Genomic DNA, 16,298 nt, shown 5'->3' on the forward strand with positions numbered 1-16,298 from the left:
GAGCTCCGTTTTTTATTTTAATCATATGATATGCTTTTAGTTATTACTCTTACCAAAAATCTCTTCTTGCAGACGACGACCTGTTGGTGTTGCTGCAAGTCCACCTTCTGCTGTTTCACGAAGTGCTACTGGCATCGTTTGTCCAATTCTAAACATTGCCTCAATGACTTCATCACATGGAATTGTACTAGTTACACCAGCTAATGATAAATCAGCTGAAATCATGGCATTCGCAGCTCCTGCTGCATTACGTTTTACACAAGGTACTTCTACAAGCCCTGCAACAGGATCACATACTAAACCAAGCATATTCTTTAATGAAATCGCCATCGCTGTAGCTGCTTGATCTGGTGTTCCACCAGCCATCTCAACTGCGGCTGCGGCTGCCATCCCACTTGCTGAACCTACTTCAGCTTGACATCCTCCTGCAGCACCAGAAATACAAGCATTATTCGCAACAACCATACCGAAAGCTCCTGCTGTAAATAAAAATTCAATCATCTCTTCACGTGTCGGCTGTAATTTTCCTTTCAGTGCAAACAGTACGCCTGGCACTGTTCCAGCAGAACCTGCTGTTGGTGTTGCACAAATGATTCCCATCGCCGCGTTTACTTCATTTGTTGCGACCGCTTTACTCACAGCATCCAAAATCGTATCTCCAGATAACCCTTTTCCGCTATTCATATACGTTTGAACTTTTACAGCATCACCGCCAGTTAAACCAGTCGGTGATTTCACGCCGCGAATACCGCGTTCTACTGCTTGTTCCATCACGACTAAGTTCTTTTCCATACCAGCAATTACTTCTTCACGTGAAATACTTCTTGTTGCCATTTCACATTGAATCATAATTTCTGCAATTTTTACATTTTGTTCTTTAGCTTGCGCCACTAGTTCCGCTGCGTTCCGAAACATGGTGTGTCCCCCCTGCAATTAATCCATAATGGTTACTTGACAAATATTTTGTTGCTCATTTATCTCTTTAATCACTTCATCTGCTAACAATTCATCTGTTTCGATGACCATAAGTGCTCTTCTTCCTTTTTCTTTACGAGAAACACTCATTGTACTAATGTTAATCTCATGTTTCGCAAGGATTGAAGCTACTGCTGCAATAGCACCAAAGCGATCGTTATTTACAATAAGAAGTGCTGGACTCGTTCCTGATAATTGCAGATCAAAGCCGTTTAACTCTACAACCTCGATCTTACCACCACCAATAGAACATGCAACAACTTCGATTTCCTCTTCACCTTTATACAGACGAATTTTCGCTGTATTCGGATGCGGAGCATTTGCATCTTCTTCAATGAATTCCACTTCAATTCCGCGTTCTTTTGCAATGTCTAACGCGCTTGGAATACGTAAATCATCCGTTTCAAATCCAAGTATTCCACCGATTAACGCTACATCCGTACCGTGCCCACGATACGTTTTTGCAAATGATCCGTATAATGAAATGCTAACTCTCTCTGGTTCATGACGAAACAGCTGGCGAGCAACTTGCCCCATTCTTGCTGCCCCTGCTGTATGTGAACTTGATGGACCAATCATAACTGGACCAATAATATCAAATACCGAGCGATACTTCATTATAACTCCCCCTAAACCTCTATGAAAATTATTTTCTACTATTCTATTAAGCTACCGCATCTGTTGCTTTTCCAGCCGTACCACGAATTTGCTCCGCTGTACGAATTGGATAGTTTTTGAATAAAAGTGAACCAATATATCCTGAAATAATACCAGATACCATAGTGCGTAAGAAATATAGCATTACTTTCATTTAAAATGATATAAAATACCAGCAATAAATCCTGGTAGCAATCCAAAGTTTAACACAGAAGCCCCTACAAGCATAGCATAAAAAGGTGGTACACCCATTACTAATGTAACTAAAGTTGCCCCCACTACTCTGCTTAGACTACCTACTGATTTTTCGACTTCTTTTAAAGAATGGTATACCAATTAAATCTCCACCAACGTATAATTGAAAAACTTCTACTAAGAAACTTGCAACAGCTACACTTGCTAAAGATCCTATCGCTTTCATACCGTTTGCGCTTTAAAACTAAAGAGTGGAAAAAGATATAGTACAAATAATAGTAATATCTTTCCTTTAATAATCTCCATGTTGCTCTCTCACTGTTTAGTCAATTTCGTTTGTTACAAAAAATGGCTAACACGTATGATGTAAATTATAATGTGCCCTCATTATAGCTCGTTTTTTATAAAACGCTTACTTTTATTGAATTTTAAAATTTCTGAATAAAATTCTTCTTTTCCCCTTTGTATTACTTGTACGTACATCTTCTTATATAACAGTTTTTCTACATAATCGTTATAATGTATTTTCACCTTATATACTCAAACCATTATAAATTTCTGTATTATCCAAGTATAAGTATGAAATGATAACAGTTTTATTTTAAATTTTTTTTAGAAATAAAAAAATGGTAAACCGATGTCACCATTTTTTCACGAAATTATTATTTTTATACTGGAAATGATTTCAAATCCGTTGCTATTTCCGTATTAGAAAATAACTCCCTTGCTTCTTCCAATAATTCCTTATATGTATCTCCTTGATAACGAGAACTAATATGAGTCAATATTAATCGTTTCGCATTTGCTTGAAGTGCAATACTCGCAGCTTGCTTAGATGTGGAATGGAAATAATCATACGCTTGTTGTTCGTCTTCTGCCGCAAAAGTTGCCTCATGAACAAGTACATCAGCATCTTGTGCTAGCTCTCTACTTGCTTCGCAATATCGTGTATCACCTAAAATGGTAATAATTCTTCCCTTTTGAGGCGGACCGATAAAATCTTTTCCATTTAGTATCGTACCATTCTTTAATTCAACTACTTCTCCATCTTTTAAACGCTTAAAGATTGGACCCGGTTTCACACCCATTCCCAGCAACTTATCGACTAAAAGTGCTCCTTGTATATCTTTCTCTACAATACGATATCCAAAACATTCAATGCCATGTGAAAGTCTTTTCGTTTCCACATAGAACTCATTATCTTCAAACACGGTGCCTTCTTCCTCTATCTCAACAACTTCAAGTGGATATTTGACATGTGTCGTACTTACCGATAATGCTACTTCAATAAATTGTTTAATTCCTTTTGGCCCGTACACTGTTAACGGTGTTATTCCACCTTGAAACGAACGGCTGCCCAATAAACCAGGTAATCCAAAAATATGATCGCCATGTAAATGCGTAATAAATATTTTTTCAATACGGCGCGGACGTACAGACGTATGTAATATTTGATGTTGCGTCGCTTCACCACAGTCAAATAACCAAGTCTGTCCTCGTTCTTCTAACAATTGCAAAGCAATTGCTGAAACATTCCTTCCTTTTGAAGGAACACCTGCACCAGTTCCTAAAAATACAAATTCCACTTTCTTTCCTCCAGCTCTTTATATAATCTATCTTTCATCTTACGGAATGTTATTTCAAATGGCAAATTGAATTTATATAACCAATCATCTAGACAACTATATAACACGAACGTTATACTTAAAAATTTTATCCATCGTTCGCATTTTATGTTAAAATGATTGTACCACATTTAAAGGAGCGTTTTATTATGAAAGAAGTATTTCGTTTACAAACTGATTTTTCATCTTCATTTGATCGCTGGGTAAGTTCTTTCGTTTCTGATCACCCAGCACAACTAGAATGGACGACTTTAAAAGAATTAATTCATGAATATACAACATCACATACAAATGAGACGTTACCAACATATATTTCTTCAGCTTTAACATATTACGCACAACGCGTTTCAACAACTAGTAGCTCAGAAATTGTTATTTTTGAAAATCCTACAATCTCATAATTTAACATAAAAAAGCACTGGTTACAGTGCTTTTTTATTTATATCCATTAAAACATTTATTTTCCCACCTTATTTACAAAAAACATCCCTTATTTCCTACTATATAGCCATCATAAATCTATTTAATTTTTCAAAAAAATAGATTAAAAAGATATTGACATTACAAAATTTCAGTGCTACATTCAACATGTAATTGAATATGGTCTCTGTTAGGTGAGGCTCCTGTATAGAGAAACGCTGCTGCCCAAAAATGTCGAGAGACGCCAATGGGTCAACAGGAAAGGTCGGAATGAAGGCCTTTTTTAACGTAGCTGGTTTCAGTACCTATGCTATACAGTGCTAAAACTCAACGAGGGAGAGGTGCGTATGTTTTGTCATACACAAAAACTGTTTTTATATATGTTTACTAACAGTCTTTGTTGTTGACTCTTTTTGACTGCGAATTCAGACCTTTACTCGTTGTGAGTAAAGGTCTTTTTACGTCTTTATGCACCTTACTATGAAACAAACATAGCATATTCAGAAACTATTAAATTGTACGGAGGTGAGGAACAGTGGCAAGTGATGATTCGGCCCAGATACCCATATGTTTTACGTTAATATTTCATCATGTAGGTAGGAAAGAAGCTGTTCCTCCTAATTTTAAATAGTCGAGTAACAGATTGTTTCCTCCTTCATGACAAAGGAGGAACTACCAATGTTAAATTTACAAAGACAAGAAACGAAGCATGCTTACGATCAAGATAGCATGAAAGCAAATAACGAATTATTAGTGGAAGTTGCAACACAGGATGTAAACTCTGCATTAAAACTCTTAGAAACAACACAAGATGGACTCTCTAAACAAGAAGCGTCTCGTAGACTTTCTTTATACGGTCCGAACGAAATTGCTCATAATAAAGCATTGCCGTGGTATATTCAATTTCTGCTGGCATTTAAAAATCCATTTATTTTTGTTTTATTGGCTCTTGGAGCACTCTCTTTTTTCACAGATGACATACAAGGAACAATTGTTGTATCTGTAATGGTACTGCTAAGTGCAACGATTCGCTTTTTACAAGAATTCCGCTCTCAGAAAGCGGCGGATAAGTTAAAGGCTATGGTTCGAACAACTGCGAGTGTCTTTAGAATAGATGGATTTGTACACGAAACAAAAAACGTAACGAATTTAAATCGTAATCATACAATGGAAATTCCAATTGAAGAACTTGTACCTGGCGATATTATTTCACTTTCAGCTGGTGATATCGTGCCAGCTGATGTGCGTATTTTATCCGCAAAAGATTTATTTGTTAATCAATCTTCTTTAACAGGGGAAGCACTTCCTGTAGAAAAATACGAGAACTGCTACCATACGGAAAATAAACACATATTACCGAAAAACATGAAAAAAAATTACAATCCGCTCGATATGGAAAACCTTTGCTTTATGGGTACAAATATTGTTAGCGGTAGCGCAAAAGCTGTTGTTGTTTCAACTAGTACGGATACGTATTTCGGCTCTTTAGCAAAAAAGGTTATCGGAAAACGTGCAGAAACAAGCTTTGATAAAGGCGTAAACAAAGTAAGTTGGCTCTTAATCACATTCATGCTTATTATGGCACCCATTGTCCTTCTCATTAATGGATTCACAAAAGGAGATTGGCAAGAAGCCTTCTTCTTTGCTATTGCCGTTGCAGTTGGTCTTACACCTGAAATGTTACCAATGATTGTAACTGCTAATTTAGCTAAAGGTGCCGTGAACATGTCTAAAGAAAAGGTAATTGTAAAACAGCTAAACTCTATTCAAAACTTAGGTGCTATGAACATCCTTTGCACGGATAAAACTGGAACTTTAACAGAAGATAAAGTCGTCCTTGTTCGTCATTTAGATCCTAATGGAAATGAATGCAATCGCGTCTTACAATTTGCCTATTTAAATAGCTTCTATCAAACTGGATTAAAAAATTTAATAGATAAAGCTGTCATTGAACATACAGAGGAAAACCATAAGTTTGATCCATCAACTTTTCAAAAGCTAGATGAAATTCCATTCGATTTCGCTCGTCGTCGCATGTCTGTTATCGTGAAAGATATTTCAGGTGAACAGACAATGGTTTGTAAAGGTGCCGTAGAAGAAATTTTATCAATTTGTAATTACACTGAAGTGGATGGGCAAATTGTCCCTCTTACTGAAGAAATGAGAGCAAATGTAAAACATCTTAGCGAAACTTTAAACAGTGAAGGAATGCGTGTCATTGCTGTAGCATACAAGAAAGATAACAAACCTTATCATAAAGCTTATGCAGTACAAGATGAATCCGCTATGATCCTTACTGGATATATCGGCTTTTTAGATCCGCCTAAACCATCTGCTGCTTCTGCAATTCAAGCATTGCATAAACACGGCGTACAAGTGAAAATTTTAACGGGCGATAACGAAATTGTTACAAGAAAAGTTTGTAAAGAGGTGGGATTAAATATAGGTGAGCCTGTCCTCGGTTACGAAATTGATTCTTTACCAGATAAAGCATTAGCGAAACTGGCAGAAGAAACAACAGTGTTCGCAAAACTAAATCCAATGCAAAAGTCCCGCATCATTCGCGTATTGCAAGGTAATGGTCATACTGTAGGTTATATGGGGGATGGTATTAACGATGCCGTTGCACTACGTGATGCTGATGTTGGAATATCTGTTGATACTGCTACTGACATTGCAAAAGAATCTTCCGATATTATTCTACTTGAAAAAAGTTTAACTATATTAGAAGCAGGTATTTTAGAAGGACGCACTACTTTCGGCAATATTTTAAAATATATAAAAATGACAGCTAGCTCTAACTTCGGAAATGTATTTAGTGTATTAGTGGCAAGTGCTTTCATTCCATTCTTACCCATGCTTGCAATTCATCTATTAATTCAAAACTTACTTTATGATATTTCACAGCTTTCAATTCCATGGGATAAAATGGATAAGGAATTTTTAGAAAAGCCTAGAAAATGGGATACTGCAAACTTGCGTAACTTCATTATTTGCATCGGTCCAATTAGCTCCATATTCGATATTATCACATTCGTTGTCATGTGGAATGTATTCGGTGCAAATACACCTGGAGAACAATCACTATTCCAATCTGGTTGGTTTGTCGTTGGGTTACTAACTCAAACATTAATTGTCCATATGATCAGAACACAGAAGATTCCGTTCATTCAAAGTACAGCATCAATACCAGTTCTTTTATTAACCGCTTGTATTATGGCAATCGGAATTTATATTCCATTCTCACCACTTGGTGCAGCAATTGGTTTACAAGCATTACCACTAAGCTACTTCCCTTGGTTAGTAGGAATATTATTAGGTTATGCTTTCTTAACACAATTCCTGAAAAAACTTTATATTAAAAAATTTCATAGCTGGTTGTAAAGTGAAACTTTAATCAGTGGGGGTTTTGTTCATCCCCCACTGATTATTAGCCTTCACCAATCAGGCTTTTACGGGCAGCCCGACCCCCACCTAACTTCTTTGCTTTCGCTGAATTTTGAGCTGGGGGTCTTACTGCCCGTTAATGCGGGATAAAAATGAGAATGGGTGGGTATTTCTCACTCATTCTTAAAAATATAACATGTACTTATATGTATGGAGGTGACCATGATGATATGGTATGACATCATATTAAGGTTATTTATAGCAATTATTGTAGGAGCTTGCATCGGAATGGAAAGACAATGGAGACACCGGATGGCTGGTTTGCGGACAAATGCTCTCGTATCACTTGGCGCCTGTATATTTGTTTTATTATCCGTCATGCTTGATCATGATGCTAGTCCATCACGCATCGCCGCTCAAGTTGTTAGTGGTATTGGCTTTTTAGGAGGCGGTGTTATTATTCGTGACGGTTTTAGTATTAGAGGGTTAAATACAGCAGCAACTTTATGGTGTGCAGCTGCCGTTGGTACTCTTACAGGTGCTGGCTTCCTCGTTGCGGCTATGCTAGGTGCAGCCGGCGTTTTACTAGCAAATATACTCCTTCGCCCGATCGCTCTCTTTATGAATAAAAAATCAAAAGAAGAATCACCTGAACAAACAAACTACTTCCTTTCTCTTACTTGTTCAGAAGAAAATGAAGCACATATTCGTTTCTTACTCATGCACATGGTAAGTTCAGAAGGTCTCGGTTTAAAAGAATTGTATAGTGAAGATGTTACTCCTAATCAAAAAGTATGTATACAAGCTACATTACATTGCAAAACAAATGCAGCTGTCTTAATTGAAAAGATAGTAAGTAGAATGTTATTAGAATCTGGCGTTACTGCTGCCGGTTGGAAAACTTCATTAGATTTAGAAGCGAGTTAAATATGAAAGGTGTCATGATATTTACTATTTCATGACACCTTCTACATAAACTTATTTTCTAATTTTTGCTGAAACGACTTCTCTTGCTTACGTAATAATTGACTACCTCGCTGTAAAATAGGTGTTCCGTACTTATCATTAATTTGATCAATAACAGCAAGTAACGGCTCTTCTTTCGCATCTTCTTCAAATGAAAACAAATCTAACTGTTTTACCGATTCTGTCTTCCACTCTAATTCAGTAGCCGTAACACCTAACAGACGAACAGAATCACCATCCCAGTGTTGCTTCCATAAACGGGATGCCGCTTGGAAAATAACCCGTTCTTCCCAAATTGCATTTTTCAATTGTTTACTCCGTGTTACTGTGCGACGATCATGGTATTTAATCATAATTTGAATGTTATAACTAACGAGAGTTCGTTTTTGTAACCTTTTGCTTACTGATTTCGATAATCTTTCTAACATATCAAGTAATTCTTTTTCTTCATCCATATCCTTTGAGAAAGTCATCGAATTTCCAACGCTTTTATGTTGTCCCATTTGATTCGGATCAACTTCCCTGTCATCCATACCTTTTGCACGTTTTTGTAAATCAACACCGTGCTTTCCAATTTTAGCACGAATGATATGCTCGTCTCCTTTTGCTAACTGTTCAATTGTATGTATATGAATGTCTTTTAGTTTTTCAGCTGTTTTCTCTCCAATTCCGTGCATCTCTGCAACTGATCGTGGCCAAATAATTTCTGGGATATCACGTTTTCGAAGTACTGTAATACCAAGAGGTTTTTTCATATCTGAAGCTGTCTTTGCTAGGAAAAGATTTGGAGCGATTCCGATGCTACATGGAAGCTGTAACTCTGTTAGTAACGCTTGTTGAATCATCTTCGCTATTTCAGGAGGCGAACCGAGCGCATAGCAATCTGTAATATCTAAATACCCTTCATCTATAGAAACTGGTTGTATTTTTTCTGTAAAACGGGAAAGGATTTGAAACATTTGAAATGATGCTTCGCGATATAATGTGAAATTAGGACGCCTTACAACTAATTGTGGGCATAACCTTTTCGCTTCCCAAAGAGGCATCGTCGTACGTATTCCATATTCTCTCGCCTCATAACTACACGTTATAATAATTCCTTTTCTCTCTTTTTCATTTCCAGCAACCGCTAATGGCTTTCCTTGTAATGATGAATCATGAGCAATTTCAACAGATGCGAAAAAACAATTCATATCTACATGTAAAATAACACGTCCATTTTTCGGATACATTTCTCGCATAATACTCACCCCTTTCAAAGAACGTTTGTTCCTTCATTATATCAAATTCATGTACAATATAATAATCACTTATTCTTTTTATCCTTATTTTTGCTATACTTAATACAGAAGATGGATATTATTGTAAAAGGAGTGACTTATTATGAAATCAAATAGTAAACTTAACTATACCTTTCTCATTATTATATTAATCATCTTAATTAATTACTTACTACTCCCCATTTTTAATATTAATACAGCTGGACTTCTCCCTCGTTTACTAGGTATTGTAACAACCTATATACTGCCATGGATTTTCCTATATTGGCTTATCCGCCTTGTGAAAGCAATTGAATCAAAATAAAAAAAGACGTGTAAACCATAATTGGTTCACACGTCTTTTTTACTTTATTACTTACTTCGCTACTTCTTCAATAATAGCTACAACTAATTCTGCTGTTTTCGCTAATTCTTCAACAGGAATTTTTTCATTTGTTGTATGAATTTCTTCATAACCAACTGCTAAGTTAACTGTTGGGATACCATGTCCTGCGATTACGTTTGCATCACTTCCGCCACCACTTTGGTGAAGAGAAGGCGTACGACCGATGTTTTCAGCTGCACGTTTCGCAACTTCTACAACGTGATCGCCAGCAGCAAACTTAAATCCTGGATACATAACGTTTACTTCAACGTCTGCATGACCACCCATTTCTTTTGCAGTTGTTTCAAATGCTTCTTTCATTTTTGCAACTTGAGCTTCCATTTTCTCATTTATTAAAGAGCGAGCTTCTGCAAAGATTTGAACATGATCGCAAACGATATTTGTTTGTGTACCACCTTCAAAACGTCCAATATTTGCAGTTGTTTCAGAATCGATACGACCAAGCGGCATCTTTGCGATTGCTTTTGCTGCGATAGTAATTGCAGATACACCTTTTTCTGGTGCTACGCCAGCGTGAGCTGTTTTCCCGCGAATAATCGCATTCACTTTCGCTTGTGTTGGCGCTGCAACTACAATTTCACCAACTTTTCCATCACTATCTAATGCATAACCATATTTTGCTGTAATACGCTCACGGTCTAACGCTTTTGCACCAACAAGACCAGATTCTTCTCCAACTGTAATAATAAATTCAATTTTACCATGAGGAATATTTTTCTCTTTTAAGACACGAATTGCTTCAAACATAGATGCTAATCCAGCTTTGTCATCGGCTCCTAAAATTGTAGTACCATCTGATACGATATATCCATCTTTAATAGAAGGCTTAATTCCATTACCAGGAACTACTGTATCCATATGAGAAGTGAAATAAATTGTATCAACACCGTCTTTTGTTGCTGGTAAAGTACAGATTAAGTTACCTGCACCATGACCAGTCACACCCATCGTGTCATCCTCAAATACTTCTACACCTAAAGCAGTAAATTTCTCTGTTAACACTTTGCAAATTTCTGCTTCAAATTTTGTTTCAGAATCCACTTGTACTAACTCCATAAATTCATTTACTAAACGTTCTTGATTAATCATAAGACTGCGCCTCCTGCACTACCATTATGTATGTAACAACATTAATTATAACAGAATTTCGCAAAAGTTTCGAAATACAAGACAAAAAACAGATGGTTAACACATCTAGATACCCATCTGCCTCCTATTACTCGTTTAACAATACCCAGCGCATATGATCTTCCCAGATGCCATTTACCATTAACATCTTCCTAGATACACCTTCATATTGAAATCCTATCTTCGTCACTACTTGTATAGATGCTAAATTTCGTGGCATAATTGGTGCTTCTATACGATGTAAATGAAATTCTTCAAAGGTAACTTGAATTGCTTTTCTAAGCGCTTCTGTTGTGTAACCTTTATTCAATTCTTCCTTATCTAATTTATATCCAAGTACACAAGATTGATAAATTCCGCGAACAATTAGATTAAATGAAATACATCCAATAATTTTTGTATCATCACCCTTTTTAAAAATCCAAAGCCTGATGATCTTACCTTCCGCGAACTCTTTTCTATCCTTTTGTAACTTTTTCTTTTGATAATCTAACGTGAAAAAATCCTCCGGTCTATACTCTTCCCACGCTTTTAAAAATTCACGATTTTTGTCGTAATATTGAAGAACTTTTTCCGCATACGACTCATCAATTTCTCTTAAATGTAAACGATCTGTTTCGTATATTTTCATCATCGTATCTCCATCCTTCATGCCTGCATAACAAAAAACTAGTACTCTATCTTTTAATATATTCTCTACACACACACAAATTTCCTGTTATACTTTACACAGATTTCTCGAAATTTGTCATTTATCTCCCCTTGTCCACAAATCCATTTCTCGTTACAATAAAGTGAAACTTTAATTAGTTGAACCAATCGGGCGCTTAGGGATAGTTGATCTCCTACCTAACTTCCCCGCATTCGCCGAATTTTGAGGTGAGACTCTTACTACCTGCAAATAGCGGGATAAAATTTGTACTGATTTGCAAGGAGGTTTAACGATGCATAAAAAAGCTCAAAAAATTATGGTTTATATAATGCTAATTTCTATGCTTGTAACAACACTACTTACTGGCGCAAGTATGTTTTGGTAAAAAGGACGATTTACTCGTCCTTTTTTTACTGCTTACACATACAAAATAGACCATCTCGAAATCGAGATAGTCTATCTTGTAATGAACATTTTATTTTATATATATTACAATTGCTACAATACTAAAGGAAAAAGCCATTACAAGTGCTATTACAAAGCTTGTATATTGTTTCTGCTGAAATGCCCCAATAACAAAAGTAAGATTGAGTAATGCCATAAATACAATCGCTACAACGTAAGAACATATATTAAAAGTTGCTAATATGAATGTAATGACAAATAGAAAACCAATGCAAAACTGCATGTAAGAAATTTTTGGATTCAAATACATATGAGCAACCCCTTTACTTAATTATCTTTATATATTCTCATTAACGCATGGTTATGTACACATGTCAAGACAACTTATAGAAAAGAAAAAAGCCAACCGTTTCGTTGACTTTTCCAAATACTATGGCCCCTTTTTCCTTCGCCAATTGCTGAAATGTTTTTTTCGATTTCACAATCGATACTTTCGTTCCAATTGGAATACGATCAAATAAATATTCCACATCGTTTTTCTTCATTCTTATACATCCTTGTGAAATATACTTTCCAATTGAACTGGGTTGGTTTGTCCCGTGTATTCCATATTTACTCCCATCAGTACCTCTTGCATTAAATCCCATCCACCTTGATCCAAGTGGATTTTTTGGCGATCCCCCCGGAATATCCTTTGCAATATAATACGGATCCTTCGCTTTCATTACAATATCAAAAGTTCCTTCTGGGGTTAATTCATTCGTTTTCCCCGTAGCTACCGGAAAAACCTTTTGAATCTTTCCATCGTCAATATACGCTAGTTTATTCGTCGCTTTATTTACAATTATAAAAGGATCTCCAGCACGTGGATTATCACCAAGAGGCCAAATCGGCGATAAAGAAAAACATAATAATAAAGAAAGAAGATACGGCATATATAATTCCTACCTTCTAAATAAGTTCTTTTATATTATCCTTTCCCTTAAAACGACTTTTAATGAGTAAATATTGCTCCATCTCATAAACAAGTTGAACGAGTTTTGCACGTATTTCAAATTCTTCTCGCGAGACTGGTAGAGGCATTTCTCTAAATACTTCTCGCATTTCTTGAAGTTGTCTTAACGAAATGACCCCTGTACTTTCAGGACGAATAGAATTCCCTATATTTTCAATTACGTCTGCAATCATATCAGCTTGTTCATACGTCCAAGATAATGACGCTGCTAATGGTATCATTCGCTCTAAAATTTCGAATTGTTGCATGCGCATATTAAAATAACGATAGTAATAGTCATCCTCTCGCATAAATGCATTCTCAAGTTTCTTAAACGATAAATCTCTTGCTTCATTTAGCATGTTCTCGGTTTCGATGAGTTCTGCCCCGCTCCAACTACTTTCTCTATTTCGTAAATAAACAACCATTTCAAACAAAATCGTTTTAAAATTACTTTCTATTGTATCCTGATACTCTCTTAGCTTATTTTCACTGCTTGGCATATACATGTTCACTAATAGAGCCACACTAATTCCTATCGTCAATATAGCAATTTCATTACCAACTATAGTCCATGTAATTTGCTTTAATGAATACAGATGCATAACGATAACTGAACTCGTGACGATACCCTCTTGAATTTTACACATAACCGCAGTCGGAATAAAGGTAAGCAGTAATACGCTAATCGCAAGTGGTGTATAGCCAATCGTTTCAAAAATACAAAACGCAAACACCATCGATAATACACAAGCTAAAAAACGATGTAACGATACTTGAAGCGATTTACGCTTCGTATTTTGTACACATAATATAACTAAAATACCCGCTGAACTATAAAATTCTAATCCTAATAACTGAGCAAGAAAAACCGCTGCCCCTGTTCCAAGCGCTGTTTTGACTGTACGATATCCAATTTTAAACATATCATTACTCCTATATGTATAAATGTATTTAAAGTTAGTATAAAAAAAGGATGACACAATGTCACCCTTTTCTACTTATTATTCACATAACCTTTTCATATTACAATATCTTTTGTAAAAATTGTTGCGCACGTTCACTTTTTGGTGCTGCAAAAAATTCTGCTGGTGGACTATCTTCTACAAGTTTTCCTCCGTCTAAGAAAAGAACACGATCTGCCACTTCTTTTGCAAATCCCATTTCATGTGTAACGATTGCCATCGTCATTCCTGTCGTAACTAATGATTTCATAACTTCTAATACTTCTTTCACCATTTCTGGATCTAGCGCAGATGTTGGTTCATCAAATAACATAACTTCCGGTTCCATCGCTAACGCTCTTGCAATTGCTACACGTTGCTTTTGTCCTCCTGAAAGGCGATTCGGATACGTATCTTTTTTATCTAATAATCCTACTTTTTCTAAAAGTTTCTCTGCTTTCTTTTCCGCTTCTTGCTTCGTTACTCCTTTTACATTAATAGGAGCATACGTAATATTTTCTAATACCGTCATATGAGGAAATAGGTGAAAATGCTGAAATACCATTCCGACATTTTCACGAACATGCATTATATTCGTTTTCGGGTTCGTTACTTCTTCCGTTCCAATCCAAATGTGACCATTTGTCGGTGCTTCTAACATATTCATACAACGTAAAAATGTTGATTTTCCTGATCCCGACGGCCCGATAATTGCAACAACTTCTCCTTTTTCAAGCGTTGTCGTAATTCCTTTTAATACTTCATTTTTCCCAAATGACTTATGAAGGTTTTCAATTTTAATCACTTTTTTTCATTCTCCCTTCAATGGCTTTCCCGACTAATGTAAGAATAATGACTAGCATATAATAAATCAGTCCAACAAATAGTAATGGCTCAAGATATTTAAACGTTTCACCGCCTACAATGTACGCACGACGCATTAAATCTGTCGCTCCAATTACAGTTACTACAGCCGATTCTTTCGTAAGAGTCGCAAACTCGTTTACAAGTGCTGGTAATATATTTTTTAAAGCTTGAGGAAAAATAATATTTTTCATCATTTTTCCGTAAGGAACCCCTAAAGCCATAGCCGCTTCTGTTTGTCCTTTATCAACCGCTTGAATGCCGGCACGAATTACTTCTGACATATATGCACCTGAATTTAAACTAAATGCTAGTACAGCTGCTAAAAAGGCTGGTATCTCATACCCAATCATTTGCGGAACACCGAAATAAATAATCATTAATTGCAATACAAGTGGTGTACCACGAAATATTGATGTATAAATATCTGCTGCAATATTTAATGCTCGTATTCTAGCAATTTTACAAAGCGCTAATAACATCCCTAAAATAAATCCTACCACAGCTGATGCAGCTACAATTTTCAATGTAACTTCTAAGCCCTTTAATATATACGGTATCGAAGGCGTAATCGCCGAAAAATCTAAGTTCATTCTTTTCATTCCCCTCACAGAAAAGTGAAAGGCAGCTTATTTTTCGCTGCCAAACCATTTCTTCACTAATTTATCCATTTCTCCATTTTCTTGCATTTTTTTAATTACTTTATTAAATTCTGCTGTTTTATCACTGTTTTTCGGAAGGGCAATTGCTGCTCCAACTTCTTCTGGCGCTTCTTTAATTTCAATTCCTTGTAAATCTTTCATTTTCTCTAAATAATTTTTAGCAACTGTGTCTTCTATAATTGCAGCATCAAAACGACCAGCTTTAATTTCTTGTACGATTTCTGGTATACGGTCACGTCCCTCAACTTTGAAATCTACTTGTTTTTTAAATTCTGCAGCCTTTTCTTCTTGAATAGATCCTGTTTGTACCCCTACTTTTTTCCCTTTTAAATCCTCTACAGATTTAATATTAGAATCCTTTTTAGAAACGACCATGTTTTTCGCAACAAAATAAATATCTGTGAAATCAACATTATTTTTACGATCTGCAGTTGGCGTCATACCTGCCATTACGAAATCAACTTTTCCTGAGCTAAGAGATGCTAATAAACCACCAAAATCCATATCTTTCACTTTCACTTCATAGCCAAGTTCTTTTCCGATATATTTAGCAACATCAATATCAAAACCGATAATTTCATCACTTTTTGAAGCTTCCACGTATTCATATGGTTTATAATCTGCTGAAGTCCCCATAACAAGTACTTTTTTATTTTTTCCAGTAGCCTTTTCTTCCCCATTACTACATGCGCTGAACATACTTACAATTAAAATAAGTGCAAACGATATTGATAATAACTTCTTCATCTTTCTTCCCCC

19 protein-coding genes and 1 riboswitch are annotated in these 16,298 nt (G+C 35.9%); of the genes, 5 read left to right on the forward strand and 14 right to left on the reverse strand.

Going from position 1 to position 16,298, the window contains the following annotated elements; all coding sequences use genetic code 11:
• Window positions 1–36: 36 nt before the first annotated feature.
• The 5 genes from sdaAA to rnz form a co-directional block, all read right to left on the reverse strand.
• A complete protein-coding gene (gene sdaAA / locus KI356_RS03320; RefSeq protein ID WP_000489450.1) occupies window positions 37–915 on the reverse strand; it encodes an L-serine ammonia-lyase, iron-sulfur-dependent, subunit alpha in 879 nt (292 codons plus the stop codon).
• Between the two features lie 18 nt (window positions 916–933).
• Entirely contained in the window at window positions 934–1,593 is a 660-nt protein-coding gene (sdaAB, locus tag KI356_RS03325; RefSeq protein ID WP_128281008.1) for an L-serine ammonia-lyase, iron-sulfur-dependent subunit beta, read from the reverse strand.
• Between the two features lie 46 nt (window positions 1,594–1,639).
• Entirely contained in the window at window positions 1,640–1,777 is a 138-nt protein-coding gene (locus KI356_RS28105) for a hypothetical protein (RefSeq protein ID WP_164881559.1), read from the reverse strand.
• 5 nt (window positions 1,778–1,782) lie between these two features.
• Complete coding sequence (locus KI356_RS28110) at window positions 1,783–1,968, reverse strand: hypothetical protein (protein ID WP_128281007.1); 186 nt, start codon at window positions 1,966–1,968, stop codon at window positions 1,783–1,785.
• Window positions 1,969–2,495: 527 nt separating this feature from the next.
• On the reverse strand, window positions 2,496–3,413 hold the full coding sequence (gene rnz / locus KI356_RS03335; protein ID WP_212934794.1) for a ribonuclease Z: 918 nt from the start codon (window positions 3,411–3,413) through the stop codon (window positions 2,496–2,498).
• A 188-nt stretch (window positions 3,414–3,601) separates the two neighbouring features.
• Between rnz and KI356_RS03340 the strand changes: the two genes are divergently transcribed.
• The 3 genes from KI356_RS03340 (at window position 3,602) to KI356_RS03350 (ending at window position 8,186) form a co-directional block, all read left to right on the forward strand.
• Entirely contained in the window at window positions 3,602–3,853 is a 252-nt protein-coding gene (locus KI356_RS03340; RefSeq protein ID WP_212934795.1) for a DUF3932 family protein, read from the forward strand.
• Window positions 3,854–4,051: 198 nt separating this feature from the next.
• A riboswitch (M-box (ykoK) riboswitch) is annotated at window positions 4,052–4,219 on the forward strand.
• Between the two features lie 331 nt (window positions 4,220–4,550).
• On the forward strand, window positions 4,551–7,256 hold the full coding sequence (mgtA, locus tag KI356_RS03345; RefSeq protein WP_212934796.1) for a magnesium-translocating P-type ATPase: 2,706 nt from the start codon (window positions 4,551–4,553) through the stop codon (window positions 7,254–7,256).
• A gap of 228 nt (window positions 7,257–7,484) precedes the next feature.
• Window positions 7,485–8,186 carry an MgtC/SapB family protein gene (locus KI356_RS03350; RefSeq protein ID WP_128281004.1) on the forward strand — a complete coding sequence of 234 codons (702 nt, stop codon included), beginning with the start codon at window positions 7,485–7,487 and terminating at the stop codon, window positions 8,184–8,186.
• Window positions 8,187–8,227: 41 nt separating this feature from the next.
• Here the strand turns inward: KI356_RS03350 and KI356_RS03355 are convergent, their stop codons facing one another.
• Window positions 8,228–9,466: a DNA polymerase IV gene (locus KI356_RS03355; protein ID WP_212934797.1), complete on the reverse strand. Its 1,239-nt coding sequence runs from the start codon at window positions 9,464–9,466 to the stop codon at window positions 8,228–8,230.
• Between the two features lie 142 nt (window positions 9,467–9,608).
• Between KI356_RS03355 and KI356_RS03360 the strand changes: the two genes are divergently transcribed.
• Entirely contained in the window at window positions 9,609–9,809 is a 201-nt protein-coding gene (locus KI356_RS03360) for a hypothetical protein (protein ID WP_128281002.1), read from the forward strand.
• A 51-nt stretch (window positions 9,810–9,860) separates the two neighbouring features.
• Here KI356_RS03360 and KI356_RS03365 read toward each other — a convergent pair whose 3' ends face one another.
• Window positions 9,861–10,979 (reverse strand): tripeptidase T, encoded by a 1,119-nt coding sequence (locus KI356_RS03365; RefSeq protein ID WP_002122364.1) that lies wholly within the window; start codon window positions 10,977–10,979, stop codon window positions 9,861–9,863.
• Window positions 10,980–11,106: 127 nt separating this feature from the next.
• Window positions 11,107–11,652, reverse strand: coding sequence for a GNAT family N-acetyltransferase (locus KI356_RS03370; RefSeq protein ID WP_128281001.1), 546 nt, complete (start codon window positions 11,650–11,652; stop codon window positions 11,107–11,109).
• 310 nt (window positions 11,653–11,962) lie between these two features.
• Between KI356_RS03370 and prli42 the strand changes: the two genes are divergently transcribed.
• Window positions 11,963–12,055 carry a stressosome-associated protein Prli42 gene (gene prli42, locus KI356_RS03375; protein WP_000549036.1) on the forward strand — a complete coding sequence of 31 codons (93 nt, stop codon included), beginning with the start codon at window positions 11,963–11,965 and terminating at the stop codon, window positions 12,053–12,055.
• Between the two features lie 90 nt (window positions 12,056–12,145).
• Here prli42 and KI356_RS03380 read toward each other — a convergent pair whose 3' ends face one another.
• From KI356_RS03380 to KI356_RS03405, 6 genes are all read right to left on the reverse strand, one after another.
• The gene (locus KI356_RS03380) at window positions 12,146–12,385 is read right to left on the reverse strand and encodes a DUF3894 domain-containing protein (RefSeq protein WP_002122370.1); all 240 of its coding nucleotides are present in this window, start codon (window positions 12,383–12,385) and stop codon (window positions 12,146–12,148) included.
• Between the two features lie 64 nt (window positions 12,386–12,449).
• Window positions 12,450–13,010 (reverse strand): L,D-transpeptidase, encoded by a 561-nt coding sequence (locus KI356_RS03385; protein ID WP_212934798.1) that lies wholly within the window; start codon window positions 13,008–13,010, stop codon window positions 12,450–12,452.
• A gap of 16 nt (window positions 13,011–13,026) precedes the next feature.
• A complete protein-coding gene (locus tag KI356_RS03390) occupies window positions 13,027–13,995 on the reverse strand; it encodes an aromatic acid exporter family protein (protein WP_128280999.1) in 969 nt (322 codons plus the stop codon).
• Between the two features lie 100 nt (window positions 13,996–14,095).
• Window positions 14,096–14,818, reverse strand: a complete 723-nt coding sequence (locus tag KI356_RS03395; protein WP_128280998.1) for an amino acid ABC transporter ATP-binding protein — start codon at window positions 14,816–14,818, stop codon at window positions 14,096–14,098.
• Entirely contained in the window at window positions 14,811–15,470 is a 660-nt protein-coding gene (locus KI356_RS03400) for an amino acid ABC transporter permease (RefSeq protein ID WP_212934799.1), read from the reverse strand. Before KI356_RS03400 ends, KI356_RS03395 begins: the two co-directional genes overlap by 8 nt.
• A gap of 36 nt (window positions 15,471–15,506) precedes the next feature.
• On the reverse strand, window positions 15,507–16,286 hold the full coding sequence (locus KI356_RS03405) for a transporter substrate-binding domain-containing protein (protein ID WP_212934800.1): 780 nt from the start codon (window positions 16,284–16,286) through the stop codon (window positions 15,507–15,509).
• Window positions 16,287–16,298: the final 12 nt, after the last annotated feature.

This window comes from Bacillus hominis (genome assembly GCF_018332515.1).
GTDB lineage: Bacteria > Bacillota > Bacilli > Bacillales > Bacillaceae_G > Bacillus_A > Bacillus_A hominis.